At 66.3% G+C, this 12,488-nt stretch carries 13 protein-coding genes; 9 read left to right on the forward strand and 4 right to left on the reverse strand.

Annotation, left to right across the window (positions count from 1 at the left end; genetic code table 11):
• Positions 1–40 precede the first annotated feature (40 nt).
• A complete protein-coding gene (gene hutX, locus C8D03_RS13010) occupies positions 41–577 on the reverse strand; it encodes a heme utilization cystosolic carrier protein HutX (RefSeq protein ID WP_108046641.1) in 537 nt (178 codons plus the stop codon).
• A gap of 9 nt (positions 578–586) precedes the next feature.
• Positions 587–934: a heme-degrading protein HmuQ gene (gene hmuQ, locus C8D03_RS13015; RefSeq protein ID WP_108046642.1), complete on the reverse strand. Its 348-nt coding sequence runs from the start codon at positions 932–934 to the stop codon at positions 587–589.
• 275 nt (positions 935–1,209) lie between these two features.
• Here hmuQ and C8D03_RS13020 point away from each other — a divergent pair, with 275 nt between their 5' ends.
• The 4 genes from C8D03_RS13020 (at position 1,210) to C8D03_RS13035 (ending at position 4,758) form a co-directional block, all read left to right on the forward strand.
• The gene (locus C8D03_RS13020; protein WP_248308452.1) at positions 1,210–2,166 is read left to right on the forward strand and encodes a heme/hemin ABC transporter substrate-binding protein; all 957 of its coding nucleotides are present in this window, start codon (positions 1,210–1,212) and stop codon (positions 2,164–2,166) included.
• A gap of 47 nt (positions 2,167–2,213) precedes the next feature.
• Positions 2,214–3,269: an iron chelate uptake ABC transporter family permease subunit gene (locus tag C8D03_RS13025; RefSeq protein WP_108051603.1), complete on the forward strand. Its 1,056-nt coding sequence runs from the start codon at positions 2,214–2,216 to the stop codon at positions 3,267–3,269.
• Positions 3,262–4,095, forward strand: coding sequence for a heme ABC transporter ATP-binding protein (locus C8D03_RS13030; protein ID WP_108046643.1), 834 nt, complete (start codon positions 3,262–3,264; stop codon positions 4,093–4,095). The genes C8D03_RS13025 and C8D03_RS13030 overlap by 8 nt, the downstream gene beginning before the upstream one ends.
• A 132-nt stretch (positions 4,096–4,227) precedes the next feature.
• Positions 4,228–4,758, forward strand: a complete 531-nt coding sequence (locus C8D03_RS13035) for a L,D-transpeptidase (RefSeq protein ID WP_108046644.1) — start codon at positions 4,228–4,230, stop codon at positions 4,756–4,758.
• Positions 4,759–4,791: 33 nt separating this feature from the next.
• Here C8D03_RS13035 and C8D03_RS13040 read toward each other — a convergent pair whose 3' ends face one another.
• On the reverse strand, positions 4,792–5,739 hold the full coding sequence (locus tag C8D03_RS13040; RefSeq protein WP_108046645.1) for an NAD(P)-dependent oxidoreductase: 948 nt from the start codon (positions 5,737–5,739) through the stop codon (positions 4,792–4,794).
• A 235-nt stretch (positions 5,740–5,974) separates the two neighbouring features.
• Here C8D03_RS13040 and C8D03_RS13045 point away from each other — a divergent pair, with 235 nt between their 5' ends.
• Entirely contained in the window at positions 5,975–6,292 is a 318-nt protein-coding gene (locus C8D03_RS13045; protein ID WP_108046646.1) for a DUF2853 family protein, read from the forward strand.
• 64 nt (positions 6,293–6,356) lie between these two features.
• On the opposite strand, the gene C8D03_RS13050 is transcribed toward C8D03_RS13045, so the two are convergent.
• Complete coding sequence (locus C8D03_RS13050) at positions 6,357–7,658, reverse strand: class I SAM-dependent methyltransferase (RefSeq protein WP_108046647.1); 1,302 nt, start codon at positions 7,656–7,658, stop codon at positions 6,357–6,359.
• Positions 7,659–7,708: 50 nt separating this feature from the next.
• On the opposite strand from C8D03_RS13050, the gene C8D03_RS13055 reads away from it, so the two are divergent.
• The 4 genes from C8D03_RS13055 to C8D03_RS13070 all read left to right on the forward strand — a co-directional run bounded on the left by C8D03_RS13055 (position 7,709) and on the right by C8D03_RS13070 (position 12,306).
• Positions 7,709–8,248, forward strand: a complete 540-nt coding sequence (locus C8D03_RS13055) for an Lrp/AsnC family transcriptional regulator (protein WP_108046648.1) — start codon at positions 7,709–7,711, stop codon at positions 8,246–8,248.
• Positions 8,249–8,438: 190 nt separating this feature from the next.
• Complete coding sequence (locus tag C8D03_RS13060) at positions 8,439–10,217, forward strand: thiamine pyrophosphate-binding protein (protein ID WP_108046649.1); 1,779 nt, start codon at positions 8,439–8,441, stop codon at positions 10,215–10,217.
• 24 nt (positions 10,218–10,241) lie between these two features.
• Positions 10,242–11,372, forward strand: a complete 1,131-nt coding sequence (locus C8D03_RS13065) for a saccharopine dehydrogenase C-terminal domain-containing protein (RefSeq protein WP_108046650.1) — start codon at positions 10,242–10,244, stop codon at positions 11,370–11,372.
• A gap of 82 nt (positions 11,373–11,454) precedes the next feature.
• Positions 11,455–12,306: a transporter substrate-binding domain-containing protein gene (locus C8D03_RS13070; protein ID WP_108046651.1), complete on the forward strand. Its 852-nt coding sequence runs from the start codon at positions 11,455–11,457 to the stop codon at positions 12,304–12,306.
• Positions 12,307–12,488 lie beyond the last annotated feature (182 nt).

Here is a 12,488-nt window from a genome sequence, read left to right on the forward strand (position 1 = left end):
CGCGAGGAAAGACCCCACAAATCGGGCCGCTCGATGGCCGTCAGACAAATTTCGTCTTGAGGGCCTCGAAGTGCTCTAGCTGATCCGGCAGCAGCGCGCGACTGGCGTCTCGTCGCACGAAGACCTTGAACATCACATCGCCGGTCCCATTGAAGAACTGCACCGAGCAGGCGCGGCGCCCCTGGCCCGAAGCGCGATCGACGATGTAAACCGCCTTGCAGTTCTCGGCCTTGATATGGCCCCCGATGGGGCTGTCGCCATGGATATTGTAGTAGCCATGGCCGAAGGAGCCGACCGGCAGCGTGCCGACGCATTCCAGAACGACATCGGGCGTGTGCATCAGGAACAGGACCTCGCCCCAGGTCGCGAGGTCCTGCCACACGGCCTCGAAGCGCTCGGCCGCGACGAAGAGCCGCTGCTCGGCGGGAAGCTGTTCGAGTGCGGTCCGGGTCGAGACGCCGGCCTCGCGGGCGATGGCCTCGATCAGGCCGTCGGGCTTGGCTGCGAGCAAGTCCCGGACGCGCTGGATCGCGTCCTGTGCCGGCGCGGCCGGCAGGTCTGCTTCAAGGATGGACATGGGCCGGCCTTACTCGGCCGCCTGGAGCGGGCGGCGCGGATTGATCTCGCTCAGGACCGTCTCGAAGCCCTCGAATTCGGGATGGCCAAGGAAGAGCGGCTTCTCGCGCTTCTGTCCGGCATTGCGGTGCGAATCCCGGAACTGTTCCGACGTCGTCCAGGCGGTGAAGTCATCCTTCGAGGCCCAGGTGGTGTGGGAGGAGTAGAGCGTGTGATCCTCCTTCTCCGGCCCCTTGAGCAGGTGAAAGGCGAGGAAGCCCGGCATTTCGTCGAGGCGGGTCTTGCGCGACGACCAGACGGTCTCGAACGCGGCCTCCTCACCCTTCGCGACCTTGAAGCGGTTCATGGCGATGAACATCGGAATCGTCCTGTTCTGTCTTGATGCCTGGAGGCGGAGTCGCGACCGGACGCCGGCGCGCGGGAATTCGGGCGCCGGGCGCCATGTCGCATTGCGGCATCGCCCTTGACCGCTTCTAGTAAAGCTGAATATCAACGTCAATAACGCTGACGTAGTTCTTAGTTTTGAATAATTAAAAACTGAGAACTACTTGTTGGACCGACAAATACAGTGCCGGCTTCGCAGCCCTTCGCCGTCGTGCGAAGCGGCGCCGCCGGCCATCAGGAGATCCAGCCATGGTCGCCCGTAGTGCCCACCCGGCAGACTGGCATCGGCAGCCCGACAGGCGCGAACTTTCCGCTGCGATCGGCCTGACTCTGCTCGCGGTCGGCAGCCTGCTTCTGCCGGCCGGATTCGCCAGCCCCGCGCTGGGCCAGATGCCGGACCGCATCGTCTCGGTTGGCGGCGTGATCACCGAGGTGATCTATGCGCTCGGTCTGCAGGATCGCGTCGTCGGCGTGGACTCGACCAGCCAGTTTCCGGCCGACGCGCTGCGCGACAAGGCCAATGTCGGCTATGTCCGGGCCTTGTCGGCGGAAGGCGTGCTGTCGCTGAAGCCGTCGCTCGTGATGGTCATCGACGGGGCGGGACCGCCCGGCGCGGTCTCGCTGCTGAACGAATCGGGCGTGCGGATCGCTCGCATCCCGGACGATACCAGTGCCGCGGGCGTTGCGGCCAAGATCGAGGCGATCGGCGGGGTGCTCGGTGCGGCCGAGCCGGCCGGCCGTCTGGCGGCACAGACGCGGGCGCGCTTCGAGGAGCTCGCGACGCTGAAGCAGGCCATTGCGCAGAAGCGGCGGGTGCTGTTCGTGCTGTCGCTGCAGAACGGCCGTGTCCTGGTCGGAGGGCGCAACAGCTCGGCCGATGCGATCATCGCGCATGCCGGGGGCATCAATGTCGCCGACGGCATCGAGGGCTACAAGACCATGACGGACGAGGCGATCATGGCCGGCGCGCCTGACATGATCCTGATGATGCGCAACAGCAGCAGCCACAACACCACGCCCGACGAACTCTTCGCCATGCCCGCCTTCGCCGAGACGCCGGCCGCGAAGCAGAAGCGGCTCACCACCATGGACGGGCTCTATCTGCTCGGCTTCGGCCCGCGCACGCCGCTTGCCGCGCGCGACCTGATGGCGGCGATCTACCCTGAAGCGGCGATCCCGCCGTTGAAGACCGCGAACGCGCCGTGACGCTCGCCTTGCCACCCGTGCCGAGCCTCCCGGTCGGTCTCGCAGCGCTGATCGCAGGACGGCGCCGGTTTGCCGGTTTCGCCGTCGCCGGCCTGGCTCTGGGGTGCCTGGTGCTGACGCTGGTCGCGATCGGCCAGGGCGCGATCGCGATTCCGCCAGGCCGCGTTGCCGAGATCCTGTGGGCGCGGCTGACCGGCGATACTGGGCTGCTGGAGGGGCGCGACGTTCTCGTCGTGCTCAACATCCGCCTGCCGCGCGTGCTGCTCGGGCTGCTCGTCGGTGCTGGTCTCGCGGTCTCGGGGGCTCTGATGCAGGGGCTCTTCCGCAATCCGCTGGCCGATCCCGGGCTCGTCGGCGTCTCGGCCGGTGCGGGGCTCGCGGCGGCTGCGACCATTGTGCTTGGCGACCGCTTCCTGACCGGCACGCTGATGAAGCTACCCTTCGCGGTGCTGCCCTTCGGTGCCTTCTGCGGCGGGCTCATTTCAACGCTGGTGCTCTATCTGATCGCGACGCGCGAGGGCCGCACCTCGGTCGCGACCATGCTTCTCGCCGGTGTCGCGCTGGGGGCGCTCGCGGGAGCGATGACGGGGCTGCTCGCCTTCATCTCGGACGACCGGCAATTGCGCGACCTGACCTTCTGGTCGATGGGCAGCCTGGGCGGCGCGAGCTGGACCAAGCTGACGGCCATCGCGCCGATCGTGATCCCGCTGCTGCTCGCCATGCCGCTGCTGGCGCGCGGCCTGAACGGGCTGATGCTGGGCGAGGCGGAAGCCTATCACCTCGGCATCCCTGTCCAGCGCATCAAGGCTCTGGCGATCCTGTTGGTGGCGCTCGCCGTTGGCGCGAGCGTCGCCTCGGCCGGTCTGGTCGGCTTCGTCGGTATCGTGGTGCCGCATCTGATCCGTCTCGCGGTGGGGCCCGATCATCGCCTGCTGTTGCCGCTCTCGGCTCTGGGCGGCGCGATCCTGCTCGTCGGCGCCGACATCGTCGCAAGGTTGATCGTGGCGCCGGCCGAACTGCCGATCGGCATCGTCACGGCCGCGATCGGCGCACCCTTCTTCCTGTGGCTGCTGCTGCGCCGCTCGGGGCCGCTCGATGTCTGAACCCGGCTGCAACGACGCGATCGTCTCGGCTCGGGGGCTGAGCTTCCACGCCGACGGGCGGGCACTGGTGAACGACGCCACGCTCGACCTGACGCCCGGCTCGACGACGATCCTGATCGGCCCGAACGGCGCGGGAAAATCGACGCTGCTGAAGCTCATGACCGGCGAGGCGAAGGCGTCGCGTGGGCATGTCGCCGTCGACGGCGAGAACCTGCATGCGATCCCGGCCTGGCGGCTTGCTTGCCAGCGCGCGGTGATGGCGCAGCATGCGCGGCTGGTATTCCCCTTCAGCGTCTACGAGGTGGCGAGCCTTGGTGTCGACGGCATCGGCCGGGCGCTGCCGCGCCAGCGCCGCGAAGCACTGGTCGGCGAATGCCTGGCGGCGGCGGGCGTGCTCGATCTCGCCGGCCGGCGCTACCAGACGCTTTCCGGTGGGGAGCAGCAACGTGTGCAGTTTGCCCGCGTACTCTGTCAGATCGAGGCCGGACGCAGCGTTGCCGCGCGGCAGGCGCTCTTCCTCGACGAGCCGATCGCCAGCCTCGACCTCTGCCACCAGCTCGCGCTGCTCGACATGGCCCGGGCCATCGCGGCCCGCGGCGTCGCGGTGCTGGTCGTGTTGCATGATCTCAATCTCGCGGTGACCTATGCCGACCATCTCGTGGTGATGGATCAGGGCGCGATCATCGCTCAGGGCGCCCCGGCGAAGACGCTGGACGACGCGTTGCTGCGCCAGGTCTTCAAGGTCGATCTCTCGCTCAGCCGGGCGCCGGCGCCGGGCCTGCCCTTCCTGCTGCCGCAGCAGCATCGGATCAGCCCGGCGGCCTGACCATGCTGCGCTGATTCAGGCGTGATTCACGGGCGATTCATCCTGAATCACGGCTTCACCATATCGCTCAACCGCCGATTCAGGGGATCGGCGCGACATCTCCCGCCTGTTCTCCGTGCGGGAGGTTCGCCCATGACCAGACGCCACGCTTCGATCGACATCCTGCTCGCGGCGGCCCTCGCGCTGCCGCTCTCGGCTCTGGCCGCCGGTCAGGCGGCGGCCCGCGAGGTCGTTCAGCTACGCGATGCACGTTATCATCCCGGCACCATCGTGATCCGCACGGGCGAGCGCCGGCTCTATCTCGTCACCAGCGGCGGCGAAGCGATCCGCTACACCATCGCGGTCGGGAAGGCCGGCAAGCAGTGGCGCGGCGTCAAATATGTCGAGGAGATGCAGGTCGATCCGGCCTGGAGCCCGCCAGCTTCGGTGAAGCGCGACAATCCAAGGCTGCCGGACGTCATCCCTGGCGGCTCGCCGCGGAACCCGATGGGCGCGCGCGTGATCGGGCTCGGGCCCGGTGGCGAATACGCCATCCACGGCACCAACATGCCCGGAACGATCGGGACCGCGGCTTCCTATGGCTGCTTCCGCATGCACAATCAGGATGTCGCGGATCTCTATGCCCGCGTTCGCATGGGCACGCCGGTGGTGGTCCTTCCCTGACGGGCGATTGCCGGTCGCCGGATTTCCTTCAGCCTAAAGCGGCACGCCGGAGGGCAGGGGCTTGCCGGCGAAGAAGGCCTCGAGATTGCGCAGCAACAGCGCCTGCTGAGCAGCCTGGGCGCTTTCGGTCGTGGCGGCGATGTGAGGTGTCAGGATCGCGTTGTCGAGTGCCTTGAGGCGGTCGGGAACATTCGGTTCGTTCTCGAAGACATCAAGGCCGGCGCCCGCGATAGTCCCGGCTGCAAGCGCGTCGCACAATGCGTCCTCGTCGACGGCGATGCCGCGTGAGATGTTGATGAGATGGCCGCCCGGCCCCAGCGCCTGCAGCACCTGCGCATTCACGGCATGGCGGGTTTCGACGCTGGCACGGACCGCGACCATCAGCACATCCGCCCATGCGGCGAGGTTGAGCAGGCTGTCCTGGTAGAGATAGGGCAGTTCCGGACGCTTCGAGCGGTTGTGATAGCCGATCTCCATGCCGAAGGCGGTCGCCATCGTTGCGATCCGGGCACCGATGGCGCCGAGCCCGTAAATGCCGAGCCGGCGGCCGGCGAGGCCCGGAACGAAGGGCAGGCGCTCGATCGCATTCCCGCCCCAGCGGCCGGCCCGAATGTAGCGATCGCCTTTCCCGATCTGGCGAACGCTCGCGATCGTCAGGCCGATGGCGAATTCGGCGACGGCGTCGGCATTGGCGTCGGCGGCATTGCTGAGCAGGATGCCGCGCGCCCTGGCATGGGCCTGGTCGACGCCTTCGACGCCGGTGCCATAGCAGGCGACGAGGCCGAGCTTCGGCAGCGCGTCCATCAGCGCGGCGTCGGTGCGCCAGCCGCCGACGGTCAGCAGCACGCGGGCTTCGCCGGTTCCCGGAGGCAACGCAGCATCCGGCGAGCGTTCCATGGGCCCCAGCAGTTCATAGTCATGGCGCAGTCGTGCGACGAGCGCGGCAGGCATCTTGGGGGCCATCAGGATGGTCGGCTTCATCGGTCGGTCTGCTCCATGTCGGATGCTGCATCGCAGCATCTTGGAGCGCGCGGCTCAAGATGCGCTGTCGAGGGGGCGGCATATGCCCCGCGCATCGCGGATGAAGTTCCGCTAGGGCCGGAAAAAGCGACCAAGCGGTCGCTCGCCCCTCGCGTGCGACAAAAAAGCGCGTTAACGTTTGGGCGCGACAGAAACAGACCGGACGCGGCGCTGTCCGGCTCAACAGGGGCTACAGATGGATCATCTTGCCGACGTCAAGAAATTCGCCAAGAAGCCGCTCAACGAAGCGGCCTTTGCGGGTATGTCGAAGTCCTATGCTCTTGTCATGAGCAAGCCCGACACCCGCTATGTGGCATGCTCCGATCCGGCCGAGCTGGACCGCGTCCGCGAGAATTTCCTGAAGAAGAAGCTCGGTCTGAAGACCGCCGATCTCGATGCTTCGGTGAAGGCGACCTGCGAGCATATGAAGGCGGACAAGACCAAGTCACGTCTGACCTTCTATTATCTTCTGGCCGAGCATTACGGGAAGCTGGATTTGTTTGTAAAGAAGTGACAATGGGCCGTCGGCAATAGGCAGTGGGCAATCGACATGAACGCTTGTTTCCACTGCCCACTGCCTAGCGATACAGATCCGCCCGCGTCAGCGGCAGGCCGGAGGCGCCCTTGCGGCGCTTCGAGACCAGGGTCTGATTGACCAGTGCGCCGCCACGCTCGAAGGCGAGCGAGCACCCGGCGAGATAGAGCAACCACATCCGCGTGCGCTCGGGACCGATCTCGGCCTCTGCCTCGGCCCGGCGCGCGTTGAGCCGCTCCCACCATAGCCGCGTCGTGCGCTGGTAGTGCTCGCGCCAGCCCTCGACGTCGTGGACCTCGAAGCCGTGGCGCTCGAGATTGGTGATCGACATGCCAAGATGGTCGAGTTCGCCGCCGGGGAAGATGTAGCGCACCAGCGCGCGGTACTCGGCCGGCATCCGGTTGAAGGCCTTGTCGGTCTTCTTGGCGCGGCGCGAGATGGTGTGGTGCAGATAGAGGCCACGCGGCCGCAGAAGCCGGTTCACGGCGCGGAAATAATCCGGGTGGTTGCGGATGCCGACCTGCTCGAACATGCCGATCGACGAGATCTTGTCGAACTGACCTTCCATCTGGGTGTAGTCTTGCAGATGCAGGGTCACCCGGTCGCCGAGGCCGAGGCGGTCGACCTTTTCCTGCGCGAGCTTGAGCTGTTCTTCTGCCAGCGTCACGCCATGCGCCTCGACGCCAAAATGCTGGGCGGCGTGGCAGACCAGCGCCCCCCAGCCGCAGCCGATGTCGAGGAAGCGGTCGCCGGGCTTGAGGCGCAGCTTGCGACAGATCATGTCGAGCTTGTCACGCTGGGCGCGGCCGATATCGCCGTGGTCCTCGGTGAAATAGGCACAGGTGTAGACCATCTCCTCGTCGAGGAAGAGCCGGTAGAAGGCGTTCGAGACGTCGTAGTGATAGGCGACATTGGCCTTGTTGGTCGCGGGCGCTCCGTCGCGGGCGATCTGGTCGCCCTTGCGATGCTCGACGGCGCTGTGGGCGGTGCCCGGCGCGAAGATGAAACGGCGCAGCACCTCGAAGACAGCGCTCTTGGGAATGGTGCGGGCGAGCCGTCCGACCTTGCCCTCGGGCCGTGCCGTCGCGAGATCGAAGATCGACCCGTTGAGCAGGGCGATGCGGTCGCTGATATGCAGGTTCAGCAGCGTATCGAGCTTCGGCTTGCGGATGAGCGCCGCGACCGCGCCGGAATCGCGGATGGCGATGGCCAGCCCGTCATCCGGCCAGCCGGCCGGGACAAGGCTGCCGTCCCAGAGCTGGAAGCCGAGCTTCAATCCCAGCTTCTCATGCGCCTGCGTGAGGAGCCGCCGCAGCGCGGCGAGGCGTTTCTGGTCGCTGTCCATGCTCTAACCACCGATACCTGTCCGGATGTGTTTGGCGGGGCGATGGCCGAATGGCAACCTGGCAAAGAGCGGAGCGGCGCTTGCCTTTTCGAAGAGGCCGCGCTGGTTTACCGTCATTCGTCAGCGAAACGATCGGGATGGGTGACATGGCGCGGCCGGCAGATGCACGCAAGGACCAGGAGCTTGTCAGCATCCTGACCGCCAATGCACGGACATCCCTGGCGGAAATCGCCAAAATGCTCGGCGTCTCGCGGGCGACGGTGCAGGGACGACTGGCCAGACTCGAGCGTGAAGGCGTCATCGCTGGCTATACGACGATTATTGGGAAGGATCACGGGCAGGAGGCGTCGCTGGCTGCCGTCATCATGATCGAGCTCGAAGTCAAGCAGCAGGGCAATGTCGTCGCCTTGCTGCGGAAACGCCCGGAGATCATCCAATGCTATACGCTGAGCGGGCATTTTGATCTGTTCGTGAAGATCCGATGCACGACTTCGACGCATCTCGACGAGATCATCGACTGGATCGCCGAGATGGAGGGTGTCCGGCGCACCACATCCTCGATCCTGCTCGCTCGCAAGTTCGAGCGGTGACCGGAATTCGGGCAGTCGCCGCCCCCGACGCAGGCATCGCGCATCATTCCTGAGCGATTTTGATAGTTTAGCTCCATAAACGCGCATTTCCCATCGAAACATCTTTATATTCCGCTTACGATCGTCGATCTGAAACTTTATGTCGCCGCGCGGCTCCGGGATAACCGAAAGGAACCGAGGAGCTTCTGGAATGAACGGCGCGTCTGCCCTTGTGAACATGCTCTCTGATTATGGCGTCGAGGTCATTTTCGGGGTGCCGGGTGACACCAACGTCGCGTTGTACGAGGCGCTGAGGAAAGCGGAGAACGGCCCGCGTCATGTCATGTGCCGCGACGAACGCTCGGCGGTGTTCATGGCCGATTGCTATGCCAGGCTGTCGGGCAAGCCTGGCGTCGCGGAGGTTCCGAGCGGAGCGGGCGCGCTGTACGGCCTGCCGGGCGTCGCCGAGGCCAACAAGTCGTCCGTCCCGCTGATCCTGCTCGTCAACGACATCCCGCAGCCCGGCATCGGGCGCGGCACGCTGACGGAGCTGGCGGTCGACGACCTGTTTCGGCCGATCGCGAAGCGCACTGAGACATTGCGCCATATCGCCAAATTGCCGGAGCTGGTGCGGCGCGGCTTCCGCGAGGCGACGGCGGGACGCCCCGGCGCGGTCGTGCTGACGCTGCCGGAAGACATTCTCTACCAGACGCTGCCCGAGAGCGGGGTCTCGCTGCATGTCGAGGCGCAGTGCCGGCGCGCGCCATCCTCCCGGACCCGCCCGCCCGAGACCGCGCTGGCGCAGGCTCTCGACGGGATTCTGGCGGCCGGTCGTCCGCTCATCGTCGCTGGTGGCGGCGCCAACCGCTCGGGAGCGGCGGCCGTGCTGACGGCTTTCGCCGAGCGCCTGCAGATCCCGGTGGTGACGACCATCACCGGACAGGGCGTGATCCGCGACGACCACAAGCTCGGCATCGGCATCATTGGGGACAACGGCTTCCACCCGCATGCGATCTGGGCGCTGGGGCGGGCCGATCTGGTGATCTATGTCGGCTGCCGCATGGGCTCGGTGGCGACGATGAACTGGCAGTGGCCGGTTCCGAGCGGCGGCACCCGGATCGTCCAGATCGATCTCGACCCCGAGACGATCGGCAACACCTACCAAATAGACGAGCCGCTGGTCGGCGACGCGCAAGCGGTGATCGAGGCGCTGCTCGCTGGCGTGCCGGCGGATTTCGCCCCGGCCTCGGAGGAGTGGATCGGCGAGATCAACGAGCGCCGGGCCGAATTCTGGGATGCGATGACGCCCTGCCTGCAGGACGACACCGTGCCGCTGCGGCCGGAGCGGGTGATCGAGGCGCTGAACCGGCATCTGCCTACGCCCTGTCATGTCGTCTCCGATGCCGGTACGGCGACGCCCTATGCGACGCGCTTCCTGCGGCTGCGCGACCCCGAGTCGAAGCTCGTGATTCCGCGTTTCTTCGGCGGGCTGGGCTATGCCATTCCCGCCGTCGTCGGGGCATATTTCGCGGCGCCGCATCTGCGCCCGGTCGCATTGTTCGGCGACGGCTCGCTGGGCATGTCGGCGGGTGAACTGGAGACGCTGGCGCGGCTGCAGATTCCGGCCGTGCTGATCCATTTCAACAATGCCTGCTTCGGCTGGATCAAGGCGCTGCAGCGGGTCACCGAGCGGGTTCATGCCAGCGAGGCCGGCGCGCGCCATGATGCCAGCACGAACGACCCGAGCTTCGCTGTCGATTTCGGCGCCTATGACATGAGCAAGCTCGCGGCGGTCTACGGCATCCGGAGTCATCGCGTCGAGACGCCGGCGCAGCTCGAGACGGCACTGGCCGACGCGTTCTCGCTGAACGAGCCGATCTTCCTCGACATCGCGGTCGAGTCCATCGCCGACAGGCTGCCCCCGGTGTTCTCCTGGCTGAAAAAGGCCGGGGTCGATCCCGAGGCGGTCGGTGTCCAGGCGGCCATCTAGATGCAGACTTCAGGAGACGGGACGATGAAGACCGAACGCAAGCGGATCGCGGTGCTGGGTGCCGGGCAGATCGGTGCGATCATCGCCGGCATGCTCGCGGAGCAGGGGCACGACGTCACGCTGGCGGATGCGTCGCCGGCGCAGCTCGCCCAGGCAATCGGGGGGCGTTTTGCGACCGAGACCGTGGACGCCGCCGATCTCGACCGGCTGCGTGCCTTCCTCGCCGACCGCGACATCGTCGTCAGCGCTTGCCCTTACTTCCTCAACAAGGGCATCGCCCGCGTCGCCGTCGAGACGGGCACGCACTATTTCGATCTGACGGAGGATGTGGCGACGACCGCCTATATCAAGGAGATCGGCGCGGGAGCGGGCGTCGCGCTGGTGCCGCAATGCGGGCTGGCGCCGGGCTTCATCTGCATCCTCGGCGCCGACATGGCCGCGCGCTTCGACAGCGTGAAGACGATCAAGATGCGGGTGGGGGCGCTGCCGCTCTACCCGACCAATGCGCTGCGCTACAATGTCACTTGGTCGGTCGACGGGCTGATCAACGAATACTGCAACCCCTGCGAGATCGTGTTCGACGGCCAGCCGATCCTGGTGCCGGCGCTGGAGGGGCTCGAGAGCGTCATGATCGACGGCGTCGCCTATGAGGCCTTCAACACCTCGGGCGGACTCGGCACCCTGACCGAGACGCTGGCCGGCAAGGTCCGCGACATGAGCTACAAGACGCTGCGCTATCCCGGCCATGCCGAGATCATGAAGCTCTTGCTGCGCGGCCTCGAACTTGCCGACGACAAGGAGACGATGCGGCGCATCCTCAGCCATTCTGCGCCCTTCACCCGCAAGGACGTGGTCATCGTCTTCGTCACCGGCATCGGCGAGAAGGCCGGGCGCCTGGAGGAGGACAGCGTCGTGCTGCGCTATGACGGCACCCCGGCGATGAGCGCGATCCAGCTCACCACTGCTGCCGGCTGCGTCGCGATGGTCGAGCTCTTCCTTGCCGGCAAACTGCCCCAGAGCGGCTTTGTGCGGCAGGAAGATGCTTCGCTGAACGACTTTCTCGCCACCCGGGCGGGCTCCCGCCTGGCGCTGGAATCGCGCGGTGCCGACCAGGCGAAGACGGTTTATCTTCAGGACAGACGAAATGCCGCTTGATTGCCAAGGGCTTCCAATCGAGTAAGGCAGGCGAGGCCGCAGGCGCGCCGCAAACGACCGAAGCACCGAGAAGGGGATCACCATGATTTCGCGCAGGAACATCGCCACCGCCATCGGTGCCACGGCCGCAGGCCTTGCCGCTTCCGGTCTCGTCTCGTCGGCCCAGGCCCAGACGGCCCCGGCCGCGGAGACGACCTTCGATCGCATTCGTCGCACCAAGAAGCTGCGGATCGGCGCGGTCGCCGGCGCCGCGCCCTATTACAACAAGGACATCGCCAGCGGTCAGTGGGGCGGCTTCTACATCGATCTCTCCAAGGCGCTGGCGGAGGAACTCGAGGTCGAACTCGAGATCATCGAGACGACCTGGGGCAACTCGGTGCTCGACCTGCAGGCCGGCAAGACCGACATCTTTTTCGGCCTGAACCCGACCCCGAAGCGCGCCTTGGTGATCGATTTCTCGGTGCCGGTGTTCAACAACGCCTTCACGATGATCGCCAAGAAGGGCCTCGGCAAGAAGACCTGGGACGAGTTCAACAATCCGGCCGTGAAGATCACCGTCGATGCCGGCTCGTCGCAGGACCAGGTCGCGACGCGGCTGTGCCCGAAGGCGCAGATCTCGCGCTTCAAGGCGGTGGACGAGGCGGCAACTGCGGTCATGACCGGCCGTGCCGACGCGCAGTGCATCGTGATGATGCTCTCGCTGACCATGCTCAAGAAGAACCCGCAGCTCGGTGAGCTCGTCGTCCCGACCCCGGTCTTCGCCACGACCTCGAATGCCGGCTTCCGCCGCGAGGCCGACAAGACCTGGCGCGACTACGTCAACACCTGGCTCGAATTCAACCGTGGGCTCGGCCTGATCCGCAGCGTCATCATCAAGAACATGGAAGCGGTCGGCATCACCGAGGCCGACATGCCGGCCGGCGTCACGCTCTGAGGGACGGCAGTCGCTCCGTCGTGAGGGCGGACGTGGCATCGCGTTTTCGCGCGAATCTCGTCGTCACCCCGGGCGGCCGTAGGTCGACCCGGGATCCATTGCAGAGCCGATCCTTGTCATGGACTTGGCCCTCCGATGGATCCCGGATCCCCGCTCCGCTGCGTCCGGGATGACGGAGCGGT

This window comes from Bosea sp. 124 (genome assembly GCF_003046175.1).
Classification (GTDB): domain Bacteria; phylum Pseudomonadota; class Alphaproteobacteria; order Rhizobiales; family Beijerinckiaceae; genus Allobosea.

Coding starts and splice junctions, on each gene's coding strand:
- C8D03_RS13020 (WP_248308452.1), top strand. CDS start 1,210: ATGGTCGCCCGTAGTGCCCACCCGGCAGACTGGCATCGGCAGCCCGAC.
- C8D03_RS13045 (WP_108046646.1), top strand. CDS start 5,975: ATGGATCATCTTGCCGACGTCAAGAAATTCGCCAAGAAGCCGCTCAAC.
- hmuQ (WP_108046642.1), bottom strand. CDS start 934: ATGTTCATCGCCATGAACCGCTTCAAGGTCGCGAAGGGTGAGGAGGCC.
- C8D03_RS13055 (WP_108046648.1), top strand. CDS start 7,709: ATGGCAACCTGGCAAAGAGCGGAGCGGCGCTTGCCTTTTCGAAGAGGC.
- C8D03_RS13050 (WP_108046647.1), bottom strand. CDS start 7,658: ATGGACAGCGACCAGAAACGCCTCGCCGCGCTGCGGCGGCTCCTCACG.
- C8D03_RS13035 (WP_108046644.1), top strand. CDS start 4,228: ATGACCAGACGCCACGCTTCGATCGACATCCTGCTCGCGGCGGCCCTC.
- C8D03_RS13060 (WP_108046649.1), top strand. CDS start 8,439: ATGAACGGCGCGTCTGCCCTTGTGAACATGCTCTCTGATTATGGCGTC.
- C8D03_RS13065 (WP_108046650.1), top strand. CDS start 10,242: ATGAAGACCGAACGCAAGCGGATCGCGGTGCTGGGTGCCGGGCAGATC.
- C8D03_RS13070 (WP_108046651.1), top strand. CDS start 11,455: ATGATTTCGCGCAGGAACATCGCCACCGCCATCGGTGCCACGGCCGCA.
- C8D03_RS13030 (WP_108046643.1), top strand. CDS start 3,262: ATGTCTGAACCCGGCTGCAACGACGCGATCGTCTCGGCTCGGGGGCTG.
- C8D03_RS13040 (WP_108046645.1), bottom strand. CDS start 5,739: ATGAAGCCGACCATCCTGATGGCCCCCAAGATGCCTGCCGCGCTCGTC.
- hutX (WP_108046641.1), bottom strand. CDS start 577: ATGTCCATCCTTGAAGCAGACCTGCCGGCCGCGCCGGCACAGGACGCG.